Below are 14,856 nucleotides of genomic sequence, written 5' to 3'. Positions count from 1 at the left end.
GATTGCGCGATGGAAGCGATTATTGGGGGGCGAACGGCAAGCACCATGCCGGGGCTGGATATCGCTGAGCAGAAATCTTGGCAAAATTTTCTGGACTCGGCGCTGCGCATCTATGCAACATTGAACCGGTCACTGGTCGATGCTCACGGACTCGCGCTCAACGATGTGCGGTTGCTCGACATCCTGGACAGCTCCGACAACGGATCTGCACGCATGGGCGACCTGGCCGAAGGGCTGATGTCGTTGCCCAGCCGGGTGACCCGCCAGATCCACCGGCTGGAGAAGCTGAACCTGGTGACCCGGGTCGCCAGCCCGGATGACCGCCGCGGCGTGCTGGCCACGATCACCGACGAGGGCCGCGCCCTGCTGGCCGAGGCGATGCAGACCTACAGCGCCGGCGTGCGCAACCACTACCTGGGCCGGCTGTCCCGTTCGCAGATCACCGCGACGGGGGAGAACTGCCGCCGGATCAGCGCCGGATTGCAGGCCGACGGACGGCCCGCGAAACTCGGACGGGTATAGACCGCTTAGGCTTGTCCACGGTGGCGTGGCAGAGCGGCCTAATGCACTCGCCTTGAAAGCGAGAGTCGGCTAACACCGACCGGGGGTTCAAATCCCTCCGCCACCGCCAAGAACTGTTTGCTCGATCTCGGCCAATCCGGACCGCCTCGTTGTGGACCAGGCCGAGCGGGAGGGCCGTTCGGGACTCTCCTTGAGGCGGCGTCGAGCACGTAGGCGAAGCCGATGTCTGTGTCGCTGTAGTCGAATGGCGGCGACGCCACCATTCCTCGGTCCAGCGCGCGACCGGCCTCATTCGGTGTCCCACGGGTCCGCCAGCAAATTCCGGTATGGCCGTGCGGCGCCTTGGCTCAGCGAGGTCTGTCCGAGGCGGCGGAAGTTCCTGTGCACGTGGGGAATCGAGTGGGCGACCCTGAGGTGGCGGATGGTCCGGCGACTATCGGGACGCGTTTGCTTGCTGATAGGGGGTTCGTCGAGGTGAGTGCGTGGCGGTCCGCACAGCAACTTTGCTTGGAGGGAAATGCCAGTATCAGTGCGATTATTCGCGCACAGCAGCAAACATATTTGTGCTTATATGAGCTTCTCATCTAACCGAAGGGGGAGCGGTGGACGCTCAGGACAATGTGCAGGCACGGATGGCACCGATGGTGGCGCTGACCGGTGCGGTGGTGATCGCCGCAGCGGCCGCGGTGAGTGCACCACCGGTGCAGCGGGCTGCGGAGAACGTCGCGCCGGCTGTCGTGCACGAGGTGAAGTCACTGCCGGTGCAGCTGATGGCCTACAACCCGTTCGTTCCCTACGCTCAGCCGGTCGGCGTGATCGGGTACGCGCTGACGACGGTGTTCGCGACCCAGACCGCGGTCTTGCTGCCGACCTTCGACGGGGCGACACAGGCTCTCACCGAGGCGGGTTTCGATCCGCGGTGGGCCCAGCAGCCCCAGCTGATCGCCCGGAGCCTGGTGCTGCCGATCGCCGTGGCCGTGCAGACCGCGCTGGTGGGCGGGCTGGAGGGAACCTATGTCTACGGCAAGTTCACCCCGGCCGAGGCGCTGAGCTTCTTCGTGGATGCGGTGAAGACCGCCATCGAGGGATTTGTCACCGCCGAGAAGGCACTGTTCGGCCAGTCGACGTTGGCCGCCAAGGTATCTGGGGCCACGGCCGCTGCGTCGGAGGTGTCGTCGACCGAGCTCCCGGATGCGGCATCGGTGGTGACGTTGTCGACTGCGCAGGCAGACTCTTCGGCGGCAACGGGGCTCAAGCACCCGACCGCTGACACGACGAAGCACGACGACGAGCAAGCCCAGACCGGCACGCCGGAGATCACCGGCGAGACCACTGCCCTCGACACCGCCGACGTGGTGACGTCCGTGCCGAAGAAACCCACGTTCAAGCTCCCGACCCTGAAGCTGCCGAAGTTGAAGCTGCCGACGCTGAAGTTCCCGTCGCCGAAGAAGTCGACCCGGCCGGCCACGTCAACCTCGGGTGGCTCTGCGGCGAACGAGCAGGCGGACGATGACGGTGCTGATGCGTCGCCGAATGCCGGCCGGTCGGAGTCCTCCGATCGCAGCGGTAACGCGGACGGCGCTGAGAACTAGCAGCGTGGGTCAGTCGGACCCAAACGTACTGCCTTCCAACAACCCGATACGTGTTTCTCACTGCGCGATGCGCGCCTCTGTGTCGGTCACTGCCTCAGGTCCCGTGAAATTGCCCATCACGCATAGGTTTCGCGGATGTATATGTCGGCGCGTTCGGGTTCGTGGTGCAGTTCAAGAGCCAAAGCGCAGCTCGCTCGCGCGATGTCCTCCTCGTCGTCCTATGGCGAGGCCCCGCTGAAACCTAATTGCCGGCGCCTGCGGCCGTGTCGTCGTCGCCCAAGCGGCTGTGGAGTTCGGAGTTGATCGCCTGCGCTTCGGCGAGTTGGTCTTCGAGGATGATGATTCGGCACGCCGCATCGAGGGCTGTTCCCTGGTCGACCAGTTCACGGGCGCGGGCGGCGATGCGCAGTTGATAGCGGGAGTATCTGCGATGCCCGCCCTCGGATCGCTGCGGGGCGAGCAACTTCGCCTCGTCGAGGCTGCGTAGGAACCCTGGTGTGGTTCCCAACATCTGAGCGGCGCTACCCATGCTGTAGGCCGGGTAGTCCTCGTCATCGAACCTGTCGTCGGGGGTCGTACCGGATGTGTTCTTCGGGGGTACCACAGCGCCTTCCAAGGCCTTACCAGAGGAACTATTCAAAGCCTGGAATTTACCGCAGGAAATAGAAGGGCCGGCAACCCGGCCATGAGACGCGCCGGGCCGCCGGCCCTGAGGAGATGGTTACCATCTATCGATACTGCTTCGTAGCTGCGGCATCGGCCCGCGACAACTTCTGCGGGCGATCCGACGGTAGCTCCTCCTTTCTTGCCGCCGAGTGAATCGACCTGCTCGGCACTTCTCACTGCGTACTGCAGCGACCCGGACCGGTATGGAGCGTCCGGTCGATACGGCTGGGCCGCTTTGAATCCCCTGCTTCGCGGGTAGTTCGTCATCTCCCGCGCTCGTGCTCTCTTCGTCATCAACAGGAACGAATGTAGCGCATCCAAATGGGGATGTCTACCTTCGCCACCATAGATTTTAACGCGCAGACGATGCAGAAATTCTTGGCCGGATCGAACGCCGCGGGATGTGTGCTGGGCCATATTGACGCGTTCGCAACCCGCATGTCATTGTCCTAAGGAACGATCTTGATATGTGCTCGGCAACTACAGCGCGTTACCGGTGCGCGCAGGATTCCCAGTTTGAGTCGGTTCGGCGGGACGGTGCGATGTATTCAGCAATAGCGGACGGGTTGCTCTTGCTGATGGCAGCAACTTCGGCAGCAGTGGCCCTGGTCACCGCCGCGCTGTCGGGTGAGCGGCGTCCCGGCCGCAGACGGCTGCGCACCAGGTGCACTTCCGCGGCTCGTGGGGCGTGTGAATGCAGCCGAGGCGAGTGCTCGATGTGCCCCGCGCGGTGGTCGCTGTGACCGGCGTGCTGCCTATTTTCGTCCCGATGCGGCCGACTTGACGCTGATGCTGCCGCGGCGATCCGAGTCCGCCCGGTCAGCCGAGGGTGATGCCGGCCCCGCGCGGAACGGACTGGGCAGCGAGATCGGTCCGAGCCGGAACCTGTTCGTGTGACCGGCAGGCGTCTCCGCGGTCGGCAACGACCGCGACACGGAGGCGTCGGTTTCCGCATCGTCAGCGGTGTCACCGGTCGGTGGTGTCGACGTCGGTGGCTGCGCGGTGTGTGCCGGCGCGACAGGCCGCTGGGCAACTTTGGGCTTCGTGGTGGCGGTTGCGACCGTCGCAGGCGCCGAGGCGCTCAGCGCGATGCGCTTGTCAGCCGCGACGGATTCATCCTCGGGCAGGACGCCGGTTCCACCGCTGAGCAGATCCTTCTCGGCGGCAATCGTATTGGCGATCGCCGTGCGCAGGCTCCTGGCCGACCAGAACACTGCCTGAGGCAGGGTGAACTTCCCGAGTTCGACGGTGCCCCCACCGATCAGGCCGGTGAGCGCTGTCTGGATGGTGACGGCGATCGGCACCAAGAGGTACCGGGACAGCAGCTCGGGCTGGTTGGCCAGGCGTGCGTCCAGGCCTCGGTCGCTCAGTTCCCGCGTGAAGCTCTGGGCGAGGCTGTCGAAAACAAGGCCGGGGATGGCTATCGGCAACGTCACCCACCACCCGAGTGACCCCTGCGGCGTTGTCGGCGTCGTGAACGGGTAAAACGGGCTGTAGCCCACAGGCGGGCGAACGGCCGCCACTGATGCATTGGACGTCAGGCTTTTTCGCGTTTCAGCGGACTCGACGTCGTTGGCGGCCGAGGGCATTGCGGTGGCATCTTCGATGGCTTGCTCCACCAAGCCGGCGAGACGTACCTGGAGTGTCTGCGGGGCAGGTGACGTCAGCGTGGCCACCCGTGTCGACGCCACGTGCGGTGGCATCGTGGAAATGGAGACCGATGCGGCCAGGACGGCTGTCGCCACAATCGACGCCGGTACCACGCTGCGGCGAGTATTTCCCACGATTCCCCCTCTGAGCGAAGCGGCCGGCGGCTTCGAGCGGGATCGTAGCAGCAAACTCGTCCGCGACGGATGGACAGCCGGAGCAGTGTAAGAGCCATGTCGCAGTGCCACTTTCCTCAGCCAGAACCGTTGCGGGACGGTCCTGGATAGGCTGTTCCGCATGTGTACTCGAGTGATCTGGCCGGAAGCCGGCGGAGCCGTCCTGGTGGGCCGCAACATGGACTTCCACAAGGATCTGCTGACCAACCTGTGGACACAGCCCCGCGGTGTCACCCGCGATGATGGCGTCACCGGCAAGCTGCGCTGGACCTCGAAATACGGCAGCGTCATCGCCGCGGCCTTCGACATCATCTCGGTGGACGGCCTCAACGAGGCCGGGCTGGCCGGGCACGTGCTGTGGCTCSCCGAGTCCACCTATGGCACACCGGACGCCGGCCGGACCCAGCTCAGCCAGGCCGTCTGGCTGCAGTACTTCCTGGACAATTTCGCCACGGTGGCCGACGCGGTGGCGTGGATCGCCGAGAGCGACGTCCAGGTCGTACAGATGGACGACCCCACCGGCGGCGATCCGCCCGCCATCCATCTGGCGCTCGACGACGCCTCCGGGGACTCGGCCATCATCGAGTACATCGACGGCAAGGCCACGGTGTACCACGACCGCACCTACCGGGTGATGACCAATTCTCCGACCTTCGACCAGCAACTGGAGTTGGTGAAGTCGTTCACCGGACTCGGGGGAACCGAGCCGTTGCCCGGTTCGACGCTGGCCGCCGACCGGTTCGCCCGCGCCAGCTATTACGCCGGCCGGCTCCCCGAACCCGCAAGTCAGGTGGAAGCCATCGCGTCGATGTTCTCGGTGATCCGCAATGCGGCGCAGCCGTTCCGGATCCCCGACCCGGGCAAGCCTGATGCCTCGCAGACCATCTGGCAGGTGGTGCTGGACCTGACGAACAAACGGTACGTCTACGAATCGACCACCCGGCCCAACATCGTGTGGGTGGACCTGGCCGACCTCGACTTCGCCGAGGGGAGCCCGCAGCTCAAGCTGGACCTGCAGAGCCAACTGGCAGTGCAGGGCGGGATCGCGGGCAATGTGTCCGGCCGGTTCGAGGACAAGGGCCCGATGACGTTCCTGTCACTGAAGTTGTTGCAAGAGCTGGAATCCGCGGCAGCAACACATAAGGTGGCTACTTCGCCCCAGTGAGCACCGCGCCGGGTCTACCGTGAGCCCATGCCCAGAATCGGGTTGCCGGTGAAGGCGGGTGTTCGGTAGATGCGTGTATTGGTGGCGGGGGCGACCAGTGTCCCGGGCATTCCGCTGCTGCGGGAGCTCACCGCGCGTGGTCACGAGGTCATCGGGGTGACGCGATCCGCGGCGAAAACGCCGCAGATCGCCGCGTGCGGCGCCGAGCCCGTGGTGGCCGATGTACTCGACGCCGGCCAGATCGATTCGGCGCTCGTGGAATTCGCCCCCGAGGTGGTGGTGAGCCTGCTGACCACCCTGCCGAAGCTGGGGCCCAAGCGGATCAAGGATTTCGAGCCCGCCAAGGAGTTGTGGAGCCGTGGCGCAAGCAATCTGGTGGCTGCGGCCCAGCGTGCCGGGGTGTGCCGGGTGATCGCCGAATCGGTGATCTTCGCCTACGGGTATGCACCGACCGGGCCGGCCCTGCTGGACGAGAGCGACCCGTATCCGGGTCCGCCGCCGCCCGGGGGCGCCGCGATGCTCGCCGCCCTTCGCGGGATGGAGCGCACGGTGCTCGAGTCGGGTCAGCATGGTGCCACCGAGGGAATCGTGTTGCGCTACGGCGTTTTCTACGGTCCCGGCGTCACGCACGACGATCTGTTCCGCGCGCTGGCCAAGTGGTGGGCGCTACCGGCGCTGAACGGTCATGGCGTGCTGTCCTGGACTCACATCGACGATGTCGCGCGCGCGACCGCCGATGCCCTGGACAGGGGGCGGGGCGGGCAGATCTACAACATCGTCGATGACCGGCCACAGTCGTTCGGTGACTATGTGCGCGAACTCAGCGCCGGGCTGGGTCGTCCGCGACCGTTGCCGGTGCCGCGCAGCCTGGTTCGGCTGGTGGCACCGTACGCAGCCACCGCGTTCGGCACCGCGTGGCTGCCGTTGTCCAATGCGAAGGCCAAGGCCGAACTGGGCTGGACGCCTATTCCCCGGTGAACTGCGCGGGGCGCTTCTGGAACATCGCGGTGACCGCCTCGCCCAGATCCTTCGAGGGCAGGAACGCCGAGTTCCACGCCGCCACATAGCGCAGGCTCTCCGAGACCCGGCCGATGCGCTGCTGATCCAGCACGTCCTTCACGCCGTGCACGGTCAGCGGCGGGTTGGCCGCGATCTCGGCGGCGGTGGCGTGCGCGGCGGCCAGGGAGGCGTCGGCGTCGGCGTGGACGTCGTTGACCAGACCGATCTTCTCGGCACGCGAGGCGTCGATGTCCTTACCCGTGAGCGTGAGCTCGCGCAGGTGCCCGTCGGACAGGATCAGCGGCAGGCGGGCCAGCGAGCCCACATCGGCGACGATGGCCAGCTTCACCTCGCGCACCGAGAACTTGGCGTCGGCGCTGGCGTAGCGGATGTCCACCGCGCTGATCAGGTCGACGCCGCCGCCGATGCACCAGCCGTGCACCGAGGCGATGGTGGGTGTGCGGCAGTCGGCCACGGCGCTGATGGCGCCCTGCATCTTGGTGAGCTTCTGGTGAAAGCCGAGGCGATCCTTGGCGCCGGCGTCCAGGCCCGGCATGGTGGCGCCCATGGCGGCCAGGTCCAGGCCGTAGCTGAAGTTCTTCCCCGAACCGGTCAGCACGATGGCCCGTACCTCGGGGTCGGCGTCCAGCGTGCCGAACACCTCGGGCAGCTCGGCCCAGAACGCGGGGCCCATCGCGTTGCCCTTGCCGGGGCCGATCAGGGTCACCCGGGCGATATGGTCGGCGATCTCCACCGTGACGGATTCATATGCCATGGCGTGAAGGCTAACCCGCTACGGAACGGGTCCTCCGAGCAGCACCTCACTGACCGTGCTGTCGGTCATGAACTGGCAGACCGCCTCGGCGAGCGATCGGGCGATGTCCACATTCTCCGGTCCGAGGATCGAATCCTCGCCTTCCAGGATGGCGTTGACGACGGCCTTCCTGGTCGCGGCATCGAGCTTGTTGAACTCCGAGCATTTCATCGTCAGCGCATCCGGCGGCGCCGGGACATCGGGGACGTCGGACTCCTGGCCCGGCATCGGGAAGTTGGGGATGGTGATCTCCGGGAGCCCGGGAATCTGCGGCAATCCGGGCGTACCGCGGCCCGTGGTGGTCGGCTCCGAGCTCAGCGGCGGCCCCGGTTCGGTGGTCATCGCGACGGTGCCGTCGGTGCTGCGCCCACATCCGGTCAGCAGGCCGAGCGCGATCAGGCCGGCGCCTGCGGCCACCACGGTGCGCATCATGGCTGTTCTCCTCGGATCCACTGTCGGGCGAAAGCCAGAAACGCGTCGTTCTCGTGCGGGGCGGCGACCGTGACGCGCACGCCGTCCTGCCCGTAGGGCCGCACCAGCAGCCGGTTGTCGGCCGCGGCATTGGTGAACTCGTCGCAGCGGCCGGGCATCGGCAGCCAGACGAAGTTGGCCTGCGAGGCGGGCAGGTCGTAGCCGGCAGCGCTCAGCGCGGCGCTCACCCTGGCGCGTTCGGCGACCACGGCGTCGGTGCGGGCCAGCAGTTCGTCGGCCGCGTCGATGGAGGCGATGGCCGCGGCCTGCGAGATGGTGGTCGCGGTGAACGGGACGTACACCTTGCCCAGTGCGGTGATGATGTCCGGATCGGCCACCGCGTAACCGATGCGCAGCCCGGCCAGCCCGTAGGCCTTCGAGAAGGTGCGCAGTACAACGACGTTCGGGTACCTGCGGACCAGGCCCAGACTGTCCGGCAACAGGCCGTCGCGGATGTACTCGACATAGGCCTCGTCGATCACGATGAGGACGTCGGAGGGGACCTCCGCGACGAAGGCCTCCAGGGCGTTCGGGTCGACGACGGTGGAGGTCGGGTTGTTCGGATTGCAGACGAAGATCAGCCGGGTGCGGTCGGTGACGGCCGCCAGCATGGCGTCGAGGTCGTGGGTGTGGTTCTTGAGCGGCACCGCGACCGGGGTCGCCCCGGCGGTGCGCACCTGTAGCGGGTAGATCTCGAAGCTGCGCCAGCCGAACATCACCTCGTCGCCCACGGTGGAGGTGATCTGGATGAGCTGCTGGCACAGGCTGACCGAGCCGGAACCCACCGAGATGTTCTCCGGCGCGAAGTTGACGTGCTTGGCGAGGCGCTCGCGCAGATCCAGGTAGCCGTTGTCGGGGTACCGGTTGATGCCGGCGGCGGCAGTGGTGATGGCCTCCATCACGCTGGGCAGCGGACCGTCCACGGTCTCGTTGCTGGCGATCTTGATGGCGCCGGGCACGGTGCGGCCCGGCGTGTAGGCCGGCAGATCGGCCAGCTCGGGTCGCAGACGGGCGGTCACCCAGTCATTCTAGGGGTGCGCGGAGGCGCGCTTTGCCTTCCGCGCTCCGGCCTGTGTAATCTGTGCGCTCGGCGGTTCCGGGGGTCCGGTACCCTCAGATCGTTCAGGAGGCGTGCCAGAGCGGCCGAATGGGACTCACTGCTAATGAGTTGTCCGCCTTAAAGCGGACCGGAGGTTCAAATCCTCTCGCCTCCGCTGCATAACTGAATAGTTCGACCGGCAAGATAAAGTTCGACCAGCAAGACCAGCAAGACCGAGCGCCCGTAGCTCAACGGATAGAGCATCTGACTACGGATCAGAAGGTTAGGGGTTCGAATCCCTTCGGGCGCACCATCTAGCAGCACGAACGGCTCCCGCGGCATAAGCAACACGCCCGGGAGCCGCTACTTTCCCGCTACATTCATTCCCGGACGCTGGCGTACTCGTCCAACACGTGGCGCACGTCCGGGCCGTGAGTGTGACGCTGAAGATAATGCTTCTCCGTGGTCGCCAGCTTTGCGTGCGACAGCTGCTGCTGCGCCATCTCCGCACCCATCTTGTTCCGCACGACCGTGGCGACTGCGCGCCGGAATGTGTGCGGTGTGATCGCCGCCCGTAGGTCCTCCGGTAGGGCCGCCCGGAGGGACCGCCGCATGTTGGCCAGTGACATCCACCCGCCGTCACGGTTGGAGAAGACGGGGCCGTCGCCGACTGCATGATTCTTCAGAGCTTCGAGTGCCTCGACACCGACGCGGGGGAGCAGCACCGTGTGTTCCGGGGCGTCACCCTTGCGCTTGTCCTGCCGGTGTAGCGGACGCCCTGCGATACGCCCGTGGTCGATCAGGGTGCCGCGAATCGTGATCGTCGGTGGATCTGCGCCGAGATCGCAGTCGGACCACCTCAGCGCCAAGATCTCATTCGGCCGGCCTCCGGTGGCGATCAACAGATCGACGAACGCCGGCAGGAGTCGTCCCGGCTGCGGTCCTGGCCCAGAGCGCTCCGCGTACGCCCGCGCGGCAGCCCGGACGCGGTCAAGGTCGCCTTGCTGGATCTCGCGGGTAACCACCTTGGGCACGGCCTTCGAGGGCTGCGCCTCCCTGATCGGATTCACTGCGACAACACCAAACCGCACGGCCGTCGAGTACATGCCAACGAGGATCATCCGCATCCTCTTCGCCTGAGTCGTGGCGCCCATGTCCTGCAAGTGCCGCTGGGCCTGTGGGGCCTCCACCTCTCGGATACGCAGCGCCCCCAATTGGGTCGCTCCGTGCTTCGCCCATACCTGGCGGTACTGATCCACCGTCTGAGGCGACACTCCATCCTCATTGGCCTTCGCCAGAACCCATACCTCAAACAGCTCCGACAGCGTCGTTTTGTCGGTGACCTCCTGCCGAGCAATCGGCGCTCGACGGTCCTTGAGGTGACGCTGCAGCAGCCGGCGGGCGTCCTCGGCGCTCTTAACGCTCGATCGCTCGACTCGACGCCGCTTTCCGTCGGTGTCGCGCACATATGTTGTGGCGTAAAACTTTCCGCGGTGTAAGCGTTCTGCGATTCGGCCGTGCTCGCCAGGAGTCATCCTCTGTCTAGGCATCCTCGCCTCCGTGCTGCAGTTCGGTCTTCAGGTCGCGAATCTGCTCGTCGTAGAACGCAATCTGATCTCTGTCGGCATCCACTTCGGATGCCAAAAACCTCCGTCGGTCTTCGAGGGTTTCAAGTCGACGCCACTGACGCAGCTGCTGTACGTGGAAGAGCCAGCGACCTCGAGAAGTCGATGGGTCTGGCGTTAACCCCCGTGTCCCGTCTCCCGAAAACCACTGAGCTGCATCAAATTGCGTGCCGTCCAATCCAGGAAGAATCTCCACCTGATCTTGGTATGGGCCGGGGTACATAAGTGTCACAGGCGATGTTTCCAGCGCTGCAGCCAGGACTAGCAACTCACTGGTGGTGACGTACCGTCGCCGGCCGGTTTCGAGATCTGAGATGACCGCCCGCGACACCCGGTGTCCAAGCTTGTGAGTCTCATCTGAAAGCCATTGCGCGGACCTTCCCCGCCGCAGCTCTTGGACGACTCGCGAGAACCGGTATGCCTCCCGCTCGGCCCAGTTCTGGGGAGGGGAGTCTGACCAGTTTTCCCGCTTCGGGCGTGACGCCATGACACGCAGAGTAGCCCACTCTTGCGTCGATACACGAGATGTGCCTATTCTTGCGTGCATCGACGCAAGTGGATTCTCCTGAACGTCGATACACGTAAGCGGAAAGTGGAGGAGAGGTAATGAACAGGAACAACGACCACATCGCCACGGGCGCCAGGCTCGGCATCGGCCGGTCCACTGTCTTCAACCTGTGGGCCTCGGGAGAACTGGGTTCGGTCACGATCGGGCGAAAGCGCTTCTCGACAGATCGCCAAATTGACGAGTACTTGTCGCGGCTGGAACGAGCGACGGCCTGATGCGGACGCTCCCACAGCAGGATCACGCCGACCTGGGCTTGATCGAGAACGACAGAACCGAAGATCTACGTCCCGGAAAGAGTGAAGCCCCGGAGGTTGCCGCCTCCGAGGCTTCGTAACCAACCCTCAGCAGAGAGAAGTTAGGTAACCACATCATGGCTACTCGCACGACAAAACGCAACACGAACATCACCCCCCCTGTCGACCTCGACGAGGTGTCCCCGGCCGAACTCACACCGGTCGAACTCGACCCGCCTGACCCGGTCCTCGCGCGTTGGGAAGAACTGTCTGGCAGAGATATCGCGATCGACCACGGCGGCGACGCAGAGAAGATAATTCCGATCCCGCGGCCCGCCTGGGCTGACCCCGACTGCGACGAAATCGGTAAGTCAGTCGGCTGGACCACATTCAACAGCACCACCGCACACGTTCCGGCGAACCGCATGGGCGGCGAAGCGATCGGCGAGTGCCTACTCCCTTGCGGATTCCGGGTTCGCGGACGACTCATCGGCGACGGCTGGGCGGGCGTCGGCATCACCATGACGCGCTACCTAGATGAGAAGTGGAACTCGCTGGGGATCACCCTCACGCTGGACGAGGCGCGTGACTTCGCCAACGTGATCCTCGCCGCGGTCGACATGGTTGGTGGTGAAAAGTGACCGCCGCCGTTGACCGCACCTACGCGGCCCGCTGGGATGTCGACGGTGCACGAGGCCACGCAGACACGGTCTGCTGCTTGATCGACTCTGCCGCTGCACATCTCGACGGGGCACGCCGAGCTCGCGCTGAAGAGATCCTTGACCGGGCGCGCTTCGTCTTGGCTGACCTTGACCAGCTCCGGTCCGCGCTTGACGGCGGGCGGTCCGCTGATGAGTAGGGGCACCGAAACCGATATGCAGTTCGGCGATCTCGTCGCCCATTGGGGAGACCGCGTGCCGTGCGATTGGTATGCCGACTTGCCCAACCACAAGCCGTGCAGACGGCCGGCAAACTGGGATGTGAATCTCCATGGCTGCTACCGGGGGACCGTCTGCGGGCATCACTACTGGGAATGGCATCGGGACAATATCGGCCGCACCTACTGCGAGGACTGCGACACCCGGTTCCCCAGCTTCTCCGACACGTTCACGGCGCGGCGGCTGTGAACGACAACAACGAGGTAGCCCCCGGCCGCGACGCCGGGGGCTACCCCTCGTCGTGCCAGGTGTCGTGGTTCTCGGTGTACCAGTTCGCACAACGTTGGGCGTCAAGCCGCGGAATCGACCTGCTCTCCAATGACCTCGTTATCCCCGGCACCCCGGCATGGTGCTCGATGTCCGACGACGACGCCACCAAGTTGCTCTCCCTGATCCTCGGAGGCATCCGCGAAGCACTCCTGCACGACGTAGATCAAGAACATCGTGCCGACGCCTCCCGCGCCATCGCCGAAGCAACCGACTGGTCCACCCAAGCTAACCGCCTCCGTGGGCGCAGCGGCCCCACATACATCGAACGACGAAAGGGGGTCGCGTGACTACCGACCTGCTCAACGAAGTCGACCGGATGGTCAACAAGTACTTGGCCTTCCAGTCGCCACACCACAGCACCGTCATCGCACTCTGGGTTCTACACACCTGGGTCGTCAACGCTTTCTATGTGACGCCGCGCCTGATCCTGGACTCCGCCGAACCGGGCAGCGGCAAGACGCGAGTTCTGGAGTTACTGGCCCTGCTGTGCCGCTCCGCCAAGCTCACCTTGTCCACCACCACCGCCGCCCTGTATCGGCGGATCGCCGCCGCCGACGACGACGGCCTTCCACCCCCCACCGTTCTCCAAGACGAAGCTGACGCCATCTTCGGCAAGAACTCCAGCCCGCAGGCCGAAGACCTCCGCGCGTTGTTTAACGCCGGGTACCGCAAGGGCGCCACCGTCGACCGCTGCGAAGGCGACGCCAAGAACATGCGCGTCAGAGAATTCCCCGTCCACGCACCCGTCGCGCTCGCCGGGCTGGCCGGGAAGATGCCCGACACCATCAAGACCCGAGGCATCACCATCCACATGCGACGCCGACGACCCGACCAGAAGGTAGCCGACTTCCGGGAGCGCGCCGCCCTGGCCGAAGCCGCTCCCATCCGCGAGCAGCTCGACGCATGGACCAAGGAACATGAAGAACGCCTTGCGTCGGCGCGCCCCACACTGCCCAGCGGCGTCACAGACCGCTCCGCAGAGATTTGGGAACCGCTCATTGCGATAGCGGATCTGGCAGGCCCGGACTGGGCGCGGCGTTCCCGAGAGGCGTGCACGTTCTTCGTCGTGGACTCCGCAGCGGATGACGAGAAGCTGTCCATCGGGCAGCGCCTGCTGCGCGACATCCAACTGTTGCTGGAGGGCGAGAACGTAGATGCCATGTGGTCGTCGGACATCATCGCCAAGCTGACCGCCGACGCCGAATCTGAGTGGCGTGACCTGTGGGGCAAACCGCTTGACCAACGACGTCTAGCAAAGGAACTGAACCGCTACGGAGTGAAGTCCAAGAGCATCAGATTGGGTATCGCAACGTCCAAGGGGTACGACGTGCACGGCCCCACGGGACTACGTCAAGCATGGGATCACTGGCTTACCCCATCTGTAAGCGGCACAAGCGGCACAGCCGACACATTGCAGGTCGGCGCGTTGCGGACTGTGCCGGATACATCGTTAAGCGGCACATCCGGCACACAAGCGGCACGTGCATTTAATGCCCCTGAGCAGGTGTTACACGAAGTTGTGCCGCTTGTGCCGGATGTGCCGCTTCCCTCCGGTGCACAAGGTGCCGCCACCTCCACACTGTGCCCGGACTGCCGTCGCGCCCCTACCCGACGCGACACCGGTCTGTGCGACTTCTGTACCGCCAAACACCGACGCCAGCAAACAACTAAGGGTCAAGCGAAGGTGTCCTGCCAGAAGTGGTTCGACGCCCACATCGCCGACCTTCGGGCAGCCGGGGAAACGACCGCGATGTCGCTGCTGGTGTATCAAGCGGGTCAGGCCCAGGGGTACACCCGTCAACAGCTCCGTGGTGCCGCGTCCGCCAACCCCGACATCGTCGTCATTGACCGCGCCGGGGGCACCGCCAAGTGGAGCATCACTGGAGAGGGTTCGGCGCCATACCGTTCTGCCGACGACTGGGTGAACGACTACTTGGCCGCTCTGCCCTTGGGAGCCGAAGTGGATAAGACGGCCTTCCGGTCCGCCGCTGGCGCGAACGGCCACTCGTGGACCGCAGCACGGCACGCTGCCACCGAATCTGGGCGCATCGAATCCACCCGGCGCGGATCCGAAACCATCTGGACCCTCAAGTCGTCAGACACCGATGACGGGGTGTCCGCGTGATCCACG

The 14,856-nt window shown here is 65.3% G+C and carries 16 protein-coding genes and 3 tRNA genes; 12 read left to right on the top strand and 7 right to left on the bottom strand.

All coding sequences use genetic code 11. From position 1 onward, the window contains the following. Positions 1 to 9: 9 nt before the first annotated feature. From ASE48_RS31475 to ASE48_RS31465, 3 genes are all read left to right on the top strand, one after another. Positions 10 to 522 (top strand): MarR family winged helix-turn-helix transcriptional regulator, encoded by a 513-nt coding sequence (locus ASE48_RS31475; RefSeq protein ID WP_057171130.1) that lies wholly within the window; start codon positions 10 to 12, stop codon positions 520 to 522. A 19-nt stretch (positions 523 to 541) separates the two neighbouring features. Beyond that, positions 542 to 631 (top strand) — tRNA-Ser (locus tag ASE48_RS31470). Between the two features lie 493 nt (positions 632 to 1,124). After that, positions 1,125 to 2,114: a hypothetical protein gene (locus ASE48_RS31465; RefSeq protein WP_057171129.1), complete on the top strand. Its 990-nt coding sequence runs from the start codon at positions 1,125 to 1,127 to the stop codon at positions 2,112 to 2,114. Between the two features lie 241 nt (positions 2,115 to 2,355). Here ASE48_RS31465 and ASE48_RS31460 read toward each other — a convergent pair whose 3' ends face one another. Beyond that, the gene (locus tag ASE48_RS31460; RefSeq protein WP_442928793.1) at positions 2,356 to 2,730 is read right to left on the bottom strand and encodes a MerR family transcriptional regulator; all 375 of its coding nucleotides are present in this window, start codon (positions 2,728 to 2,730) and stop codon (positions 2,356 to 2,358) included. Between the two features lie 805 nt (positions 2,731 to 3,535). Further along, positions 3,536 to 4,525, bottom strand: coding sequence for a hypothetical protein (locus tag ASE48_RS31455; RefSeq protein ID WP_162264303.1), 990 nt, complete (start codon positions 4,523 to 4,525; stop codon positions 3,536 to 3,538). Between the two features lie 199 nt (positions 4,526 to 4,724). Between ASE48_RS31455 and ASE48_RS31450 the strand changes: the two genes are divergently transcribed. Further along, a complete protein-coding gene (locus tag ASE48_RS31450; protein WP_057171127.1) occupies positions 4,725 to 5,768 on the top strand; it encodes a linear amide C-N hydrolase in 1,044 nt (347 codons plus the stop codon). 69 nt (positions 5,769 to 5,837) lie between these two features. Further along, positions 5,838 to 6,746 (top strand): NAD-dependent epimerase/dehydratase family protein, encoded by a 909-nt coding sequence (locus ASE48_RS31445; protein WP_057171126.1) that lies wholly within the window; start codon positions 5,838 to 5,840, stop codon positions 6,744 to 6,746. On the opposite strand, the gene ASE48_RS31440 is transcribed toward ASE48_RS31445, so the two are convergent. From ASE48_RS31440 to hisC, 3 genes are read right to left on the bottom strand one after another with little or no spacing between them, the layout of a single operon-like run. After that, positions 6,733 to 7,542: a crotonase/enoyl-CoA hydratase family protein gene (locus ASE48_RS31440; protein WP_057171125.1), complete on the bottom strand. Its 810-nt coding sequence runs from the start codon at positions 7,540 to 7,542 to the stop codon at positions 6,733 to 6,735. The genes ASE48_RS31445 and ASE48_RS31440 overlap by 14 nt on opposite strands. A gap of 18 nt (positions 7,543 to 7,560) precedes the next feature. Next, entirely contained in the window at positions 7,561 to 8,013 is a 453-nt protein-coding gene (locus ASE48_RS31435; RefSeq protein WP_327049672.1) for a hypothetical protein, read from the bottom strand. After that, entirely contained in the window at positions 8,010 to 9,071 is a 1,062-nt protein-coding gene (gene hisC, locus ASE48_RS31430) for a histidinol-phosphate transaminase (RefSeq protein ID WP_057171124.1), read from the bottom strand. Before hisC ends, ASE48_RS31435 begins: the two co-directional genes overlap by 4 nt. A gap of 106 nt (positions 9,072 to 9,177) precedes the next feature. On the opposite strand from hisC, the gene ASE48_RS31425 reads away from it, so the two are divergent. Further along, a tRNA-Ser gene (locus ASE48_RS31425) sits at positions 9,178 to 9,266 on the top strand. 62 nt (positions 9,267 to 9,328) lie between these two features. Continuing rightward, positions 9,329 to 9,404: transfer RNA gene (locus ASE48_RS31420), tRNA-Arg, on the top strand. A gap of 67 nt (positions 9,405 to 9,471) precedes the next feature. On the opposite strand, the gene ASE48_RS31415 is transcribed toward ASE48_RS31420, so the two are convergent. Together ASE48_RS31415 and ASE48_RS32970 are read right to left on the bottom strand one after the other, a co-directional pair. Continuing rightward, complete coding sequence (locus tag ASE48_RS31415; protein ID WP_057171123.1) at positions 9,472 to 10,641, bottom strand: tyrosine-type recombinase/integrase; 1,170 nt, start codon at positions 10,639 to 10,641, stop codon at positions 9,472 to 9,474. Then, positions 10,634 to 11,203 carry a hypothetical protein gene (locus ASE48_RS32970; protein ID WP_156409467.1) on the bottom strand — a complete coding sequence of 190 codons (570 nt, stop codon included), beginning with the start codon at positions 11,201 to 11,203 and terminating at the stop codon, positions 10,634 to 10,636. The genes ASE48_RS31415 and ASE48_RS32970 overlap by 8 nt, the downstream gene beginning before the upstream one ends. A 119-nt stretch (positions 11,204 to 11,322) precedes the next feature. Here ASE48_RS32970 and ASE48_RS33255 point away from each other — a divergent pair, with 119 nt between their 5' ends. From ASE48_RS33255 to ASE48_RS31390, 5 genes are all read left to right on the top strand, one after another. Continuing rightward, positions 11,323 to 11,499, top strand: a complete 177-nt coding sequence (locus ASE48_RS33255; protein WP_200962315.1) for a hypothetical protein — start codon at positions 11,323 to 11,325, stop codon at positions 11,497 to 11,499. Positions 11,500 to 11,654: 155 nt separating this feature from the next. Next, positions 11,655 to 12,158 carry a hypothetical protein gene (locus ASE48_RS31410; RefSeq protein WP_156409466.1) on the top strand — a complete coding sequence of 168 codons (504 nt, stop codon included), beginning with the start codon at positions 11,655 to 11,657 and terminating at the stop codon, positions 12,156 to 12,158. A gap of 210 nt (positions 12,159 to 12,368) precedes the next feature. Beyond that, positions 12,369 to 12,644 carry a hypothetical protein gene (locus ASE48_RS33045; RefSeq protein WP_162264302.1) on the top strand — a complete coding sequence of 92 codons (276 nt, stop codon included), beginning with the start codon at positions 12,369 to 12,371 and terminating at the stop codon, positions 12,642 to 12,644. After that, positions 12,641 to 13,012: a DUF2742 domain-containing protein gene (locus ASE48_RS31395; protein ID WP_057171119.1), complete on the top strand. Its 372-nt coding sequence runs from the start codon at positions 12,641 to 12,643 to the stop codon at positions 13,010 to 13,012. The genes ASE48_RS33045 and ASE48_RS31395 overlap by 4 nt, the downstream gene beginning before the upstream one ends. After that, a complete protein-coding gene (locus ASE48_RS31390) occupies positions 13,009 to 14,850 on the top strand; it encodes a DUF3631 domain-containing protein (protein WP_057171118.1) in 1,842 nt (613 codons plus the stop codon). Before ASE48_RS31395 ends, ASE48_RS31390 begins: the two co-directional genes overlap by 4 nt. Positions 14,851 to 14,856 lie beyond the last annotated feature (6 nt).

This window comes from Mycobacterium sp. Root265 (genome assembly GCF_001428895.1).
Taxonomy (GTDB): Bacteria; Actinomycetota; Actinomycetes; order Mycobacteriales; family Mycobacteriaceae; genus Mycobacterium.
The sequence above is the reverse complement of the archived record's forward strand: the minus strand, read 5'-3'. Positions and strand labels throughout refer to the sequence as shown.